The 6082-nt window shown below is 72.5% G+C and carries 3 protein-coding genes and 1 pseudogene; 3 read left to right on the top strand and 1 reads right to left on the bottom strand.

All coding sequences use genetic code 11. From position 1 onward, the window contains the following. A pseudogene (locus AC08OV_RS22750) lies at positions 1-1317 on the top strand (hypothetical protein); the annotation flags it as partial. Positions 1318-1611: 294 nt separating this feature from the next. After that, entirely contained in the window at positions 1612-2970 is a 1359-nt protein-coding gene (locus AC08OV_RS22745; protein ID WP_476615646.1) for a PP2C family protein-serine/threonine phosphatase, read from the top strand. Positions 2971-3085: 115 nt separating this feature from the next. Here AC08OV_RS22745 and AC08OV_RS22740 read toward each other — a convergent pair whose 3' ends face one another. Next, the gene (locus AC08OV_RS22740) at positions 3086-4735 is read right to left on the bottom strand and encodes a hypothetical protein (RefSeq protein ID WP_476620284.1); all 1650 of its coding nucleotides are present in this window, start codon (positions 4733-4735) and stop codon (positions 3086-3088) included. Positions 4736-5001: 266 nt separating this feature from the next. On the opposite strand from AC08OV_RS22740, the gene mptB reads away from it, so the two are divergent. Beyond that, positions 5002-6082: polyprenol phosphomannose-dependent alpha 1,6 mannosyltransferase MptB (mptB, locus tag AC08OV_RS22735; protein WP_476620283.1), on the top strand; the 1081-nt coding region annotated here is incomplete at its 3' end.

Genomic DNA, 6082 nt, shown 5'->3' with positions numbered 1-6082 from the left:
GGCCGCCGTACCGATGTCCTGGCCCGCGCGGCGAGCGACGTCACTCAGGCCATCACTCGACGGCTGGCCCCGGACGCCTACCAGAGCGACCATGACCGCGCTGCCTACGTCGACGCGGTGCACCGCGCGGTGACGACGATGCAGCGCGAGGTCGTGGAGATGTTGACCAGGCTGGTCGCGGGGCTCGCCGCGCTCGCGATCCCGGCGGCGGCCGCGGTAGACCCCGCCGTCTGGGCCGGGCGCCGCATCGATCTGATCCATCAGACGCTGCGGGCCCTCTTCGACCTGTTCGGCCTGCCCGAGGGCTTCGAGTTCGCCAGAGCCCTGGCAGACGAAGTGGTAACAGGCGCCGCGCCGACGGGTGGCGGGTCGCAGTGGCCCCCTGAGTCGGCCGCAGCGAAAGTCGTGCGCCTGCTGCGCGAAACCCATGCCCGGGGAGCCGATGCGTTCCGGCTGCTCGTCCTTTACGCCCCGGGATGGCATACCGCCGAGGACATCCGCGATGACATCGCCTACGCGGGGGCCTACGCTGGGGCCTCCCCGGTCGGGCCACCCGGCCAGCCCGCGTCGCGGGCCCCTGATGCGGAGGTGCTCGGAGCCGGTGCCCGCCCGTATTTCGATCGGTTGATCGCAGTCCAGGCCGCGTCGGGACAAGGCGACGGGCCGCTGACGCAGACCGTGCGGCGCATCGCCGGCCTCTACCTGCCCGGCGCGTCCCACGAACCCGGTCCGCCCGGAGCGCTCGAGAACGATCTACATGTCCTGGGTGCGGAGCTCACCGCCCGCATTTCGCCGACCTGGCCGGACGGTCCCGATCCGGCGATCGCATTCCTCCGGGCCTGCCGGCTTGGCCAGCTGAACGCGGCCCGCGTCTTCGGGCTGCTGGTCCGACACGTTCCGAACTGGGACGACGCCTGGGATCTGCACGAAGCCATCCGCCGGGACGGTGCCCCGGGCCAGGGAACCGCCTATCCGGAGGAGGAGCCGTTGACGGATCCGGAGCTGGCCAGAGCGGCGGAGAGGTACTTCCGCCGAACAGTGCGGGGATCGGAGGCAGATCGCCCCTTCCCCGCCGACCTGGAACGCGTCGTGCGCCGACTGGTGGCGCTCTACCTCCCCGACGACCCGCGGCTGCGGGCCGCGAGCGAGCTGCCCGGCTTCGTCGAGAGCCAGGTGATCGCCGCGATCAGCCGACCCGCACCGCTCAGGCGCCGCCTGCTCCCGTGGCGCGCCAGAACCACCAGGCTCGCCATGACCGCCGTGCTCACCGTGACGTTGTGCCTGACCTTGGTAATCTTCATCACCGTGGTGCGCTGATGCGGCGGCGAACAATCACCGTCTCGCGCCCCCCGACACGGGCCGTCACCGTTCACCGGAGGCATCCTTCGTGGCGTCACCGGAGGCATCCTTCGTGGCGCCCGCCTCGCGGCGGGGCCGCCCGGGCGCCGGCCCTACTCGGCCGCGCCCAAGTCTGGAACAATGCGCAGCACTTGTGTCGGTGTCGCGACACATACCCGGTCTCTTCTGAGTTGATGCCCTTAGGTATGAAGGAAGACGGCTGGCGACACGTCCTACAGCGTGATCGTAATTGCTACGGCGAGGACGGAGGCCATGGGTAGCCCGCTGGTACCGATCATGCTCATTGTGGTGCTGCTGGTGGGTGGGCTGGTCTTCGTCATCCTCAACAACCGACCCGTCCGGCCCGGAGAGAACCAGCGACGCTCCCGTGGCCTCGACCATCAGCGCCACCGATACGGTACGGTGCCGATCCGTGACAGCTCTGACGTCACCCCGCCCGACGGGATCGTCCCCGGCTTCGCCGAGCCGACGCCGGTCTCCTCGGCAACCGGTGCGACGGGCAACACGACGGACAGGTCAGCGGACAGCGCGAGCGGCGTCCCGGACGCAGGCGCGGCATGGGGAGGGGATGTGACCTCGCAGGTTTCCGTCGGCGGCGGTGAAGGCGACCGCGATCCCGAGTCCACCGGCTGGACGCCACCGCCCGCCGGTCAGCCGCACCTCGGGCCCGGTGCCTTCGGTGACGAACGGGCGGATGCCACCCGCTACTACGACCCGGCGACCGGCGACTATCCCCTCCCGCCACCCGGGGAACACGCGCCGGCTCCGCGCGGTGCCGAGCCGACCCGAACGGTTGAGGACACGCCGTGGGAGAGCTCCCCCACGGCGACGACCATCCCCGTGGCTCCGCCCGCTCCCCCGAGGGGGCAGGCGGGCGATCTCATGGCGATCGAGCCGGAGCAGACGACGGCCGCCGCGCTGCGACTCGCCGCCGCGGGGCGCACCCGCCGGGGCAGACGCGGCGGTCCCAACGAGGACGCGTTCGTCGTCGTCGACGGGCTGCTGGCGGTATCGGACGGGGTCGGTGGCGAGGCTGCCGGCCAGATCGCGTCCACGCTGGCGGTCACCACGGTGGCGGGTTTCCGCCCGCAGTACGCCGAGGATCCGCTTGAGGGCCTGCGCAAGGCCGTGGAACGGGCGAACTGGGTGGTCCGGACCCGGGCTCGCGAGGAGCCGGCCTGGCTCGGCATGGCCTGCACGCTGGACGTCGTCATCCTCGGACGCCAGCAGAGCACCGGCGAGTACCTCACCGTCGCGCACGTGGGTGACAGCTCGGTGTGGTTGCAGCCCGGCAAGGGACGGCCGCGGGCACTGACCACGCCGCACGCGATCCGCAACGGTCCCTTGCTCAACGCCGTCGGGCTCGCTGACGAGATCGAGGCGGACATCTTCAGCGAGCCGGTCCGCGCCGGTGACCGGGTCGTTCTCGCCAGCGACGGCATCACCAAGGTGATGAGCCCGGAACAGCTCGACGGCCTGCTGAGCGCGCTGGGGCCCGAGCCGCCCGAGCGGGCCGCGGACGCGCTCGTCGAGGCGGCCCTGCTGGCCGGTGCCCGGGACGACACCACCATCGTCGTCGCGGATCTGGTGTCCGAACCCGCCGCCCGGTGAGTTCGTCCGGCCACCCGGTCACCCGGTCACCTGGACATCCGGTCACCTGGACACCCGGCGCCCGGACGTCCTAGAGGGGCTGAGACACCCGCCCGCCGACAGCCGCCCCGAGAGGTCAGGAGACGCGCTGACCGACCGGGCAGTCCAGGGCGCTGGCGCGGGTCAGGCCGTCGACGGACAGCCGGGCGGACAGGCGCACCGGTCCGGACGACTCGGTGAGAATGCCCGTCCAGCCCCCGGCCGCCCGGAAGACACACGCCGTGCCCCCCGACAGCTGCCAGTAGGGGGTGTAATGCACGAGCACCGTGGCGACCCCGGGCGCGTGGAAGTCGACCGCGACCGAACTCACCCCCAGTTCGGTGAGTGAGGCCGGTCCCTGTACCAGACCCGGGGAGTCGGTGACGAGCCACACCTTCCAGTGCGCGTTCTGCCAGGCGAGCTCGAGATAGGGCAGACCGGCCCGCAGCAGCCTGGCCTCGGCGACCGCGGAGGGATCCAGCTCGACGTCGGGGAGGGCGACGTAGCGGATGCCGCGGGCGAGCAGCCACTCGTGGTAGGTCTCGGCGTTCAGTGTGCCGTCGTAGAACAGCGCGTTGTACTTGCTGTCGAGCTGGCGCAGCCAGCCGCGGGCCATGGGTACGGACGGGGCGACGAAGCGCGCCTCCCAGTGGGCCCGGGTAAAGGGAATCTCCACCCGCCCGGCCGGCACCGGCGCGCCGCGGTCGAGGTAGTCGAGGAGCTCGGTGTAGTAGGCCTTCGACCCGGACGGATCGCCGTGGACGAGCAGCGCCCCGTGCACCGGCCCGATCTGCCAGCCGATCAGCGGGATCGCCGCGACCGCGAGGACGCGGCGGCGTTCGGCGAGCAACAACGCCGCGGCGGGGCCGGCGAGCAGCGTCGCCGGTCGGGTGATGTTCCCGCCGACCTGGGTGGGCACGAAGAAGAAGACCACTGCCGCGGCCGCCCAGAGCAACAGGCCGTGCCGGATGGGCCGGATGAGCCGGGCGTGCCCGGGCACGATGAGCAGGCCGACCGCGATGAGGGTCAACAGCGACAGGAAGGTGACCGCGGGAAAGGGCTGGTACCCGTCCTCGGGAAACGCAAGCGCGACGATGATGCCGGATCCGGCGCCGACGAACGGGAGCGCGCGGCGCCATCCGATCGTCGGCAGCAACGCGAGGCCGACGAGCAGCACGAAGCCGCCGGCCAACGGAGACGCCAGCGACGACAGGACCGCGCCGATCCAGGTCAGCTTCGTGTGCCGTTCCCGCGCGCCGACCAGCGCCAGCGCGCCGAAGGCCATCCCGAGAGCGAACGGCATGCGGCCCACGACGAGGTTCGCCACCGTCGAGACCGCGAACCAGACAAGGACCAGATCATGCCCGGCCCGCCGGCCAGGACCGCGGAGCAACCGGGTCACGATCATCGTCGAGGCGACGCAGGAGATCGCGCCGAGCGGCTGTACCCCGACAAGCGCACCGAGCGGGGGGAACAGCACACTGTAGCCGGGGATGGTGTGACCGCCGTACCACTGATCGTCCCAGAGCACCACTCCGCCGTGCCGGAACAGCCAGACCCGGTACTCCTGGGCGGGGGTGTCCGGACCGGTGATGCCGAGACCGATGCACAGCAGGCAGAGCGCGGCGGTCAGAATCCAGGGCCAGCGGCGAACCGCCACGACGACGGCGAGAACACCCCGCACGAACGGTCCGCGGTGCCGCGGCGGCTCGAGGGCGATGGAAGGGGTCTGGGGCAGTGTGGCCACGCGAGGCTCCGACCCGGGGTGCCCGGGCCCACCCGTCGCCGGGGCGGTCGACGCCGCCCGCCCCCCCGAGATGGCGTCAGGCGAGGAACCGGGGGTCGCGAGCGTTGTCACCCGCGACCCCCCCACGCACCGACGACAGTCCATCCGCCGTCTCCGACCGGTCATCACCCGACAGCTTGCCCCGCGGGCGGCGTCAGGCCACGCCCGTCCCGTCCGGACCAGGCAGCGGCCGGCCCCGACCTGCCGGCATCCGGGCCCCGACCAGGGTGACCCTGCTGGTCCTCGCCGGTGGCGGCGCCGCGGCCGTGGCCATGGTGAGCGAGGGTCGGCTCGGTTCGCGCGATCCGCACACGACCGACCCTTCCTCCTGGTGGGGCATTCTCCCATCGGCGGCCCCGTCGGATACCGCAAGGGGCGTCTTGGCCGGCTTGGCGGCCCTGGGCATCATCACTCTGTGTCTGTGCTGGGGCGGGCTTGTGCGCGCGACGATCGCCGGGCGCACCTCCCCGCGGGCCGCCCTCGCGGCGGTGATCGTCTGGAGCCTCCCGTTCGCGGTGGGCCCGCCGCTGTTCAGCCGGGACATCTACGCCTACGCCGCTCAGGGTGAGCTGGCGAGGCTCGGCCTGGATCCGGCGACACACGGCGTCTCCGCCCTGCTGACCGCTGAGGGCTCGGGCTCGGCGTTCGTCCGGGCCGTCGACCCCCGGTGGTGGAACACCCATGCGCCCTATGGCGGTGCCGCGGTCGCCGTGGAGAAGAGCGCCGCGGCCCTCGGCGGCGGGCCGGCCGGGACGGTCACGCTGCTCAAGATAGTCGCGATCCTCGCAACGATCGCGATGGTCGTCCTGACGCTACGGCTCGCCGGACCGGAGCCGGGCCGACGGGCCCTGGTCATGGTGCTCGTCGCGGCCAATCCGGTCGTCGTCGTGCACCTGATCGGCGGAGCCCACCTCGACGCAACGGCCGCGGCGCTGCTCGTGGCGGCGCTGGTGGTGGACCGCCGACGGCTCGTCTCGGCACCGGCGTCCGGCCCGGAGGGAAAAAGCACGCCGACGGCTCGGCAGGCCGCGCTCGGCGCCGCCGCGACGGCGCTGGTCGGCGTGGCCGGAAGCGTCAAGGCAACCGCCCTCCTCGGCGTCGCCTGGCTGGTGCTGGCGCATCTGCGGGCCGCCCGGCCGGCGCGACGCCCGATCCGCGCCGGCGCCGTGCTGCTCGCGGCCGATGCCGCCGCGGTCGCGCTCGCCGCGGGGCTGAGCATGGTGGCTGGCGGCTTCGGTCCGACCTGGATCCACGCGTTGTCCACGTCGGGCACCCTGACCACGGGGATCGCACCAGCCTCGATTCTCG

This window comes from Frankia sp. CeTa3Moorea (assembly GCF_978021225.1).
This window is presented reverse-complemented; position numbering and strand designations above follow the sequence as displayed.

What these genes read in the sequence shown, in the direction of transcription:
- AC08OV_RS22745 (WP_476615646.1), top strand. Translation starts at nt 1,612, where the DNA reads ATGGGTAGCCCGCTGGTACCGATCATGCTCATTGTGGTGCTGCTGGTG.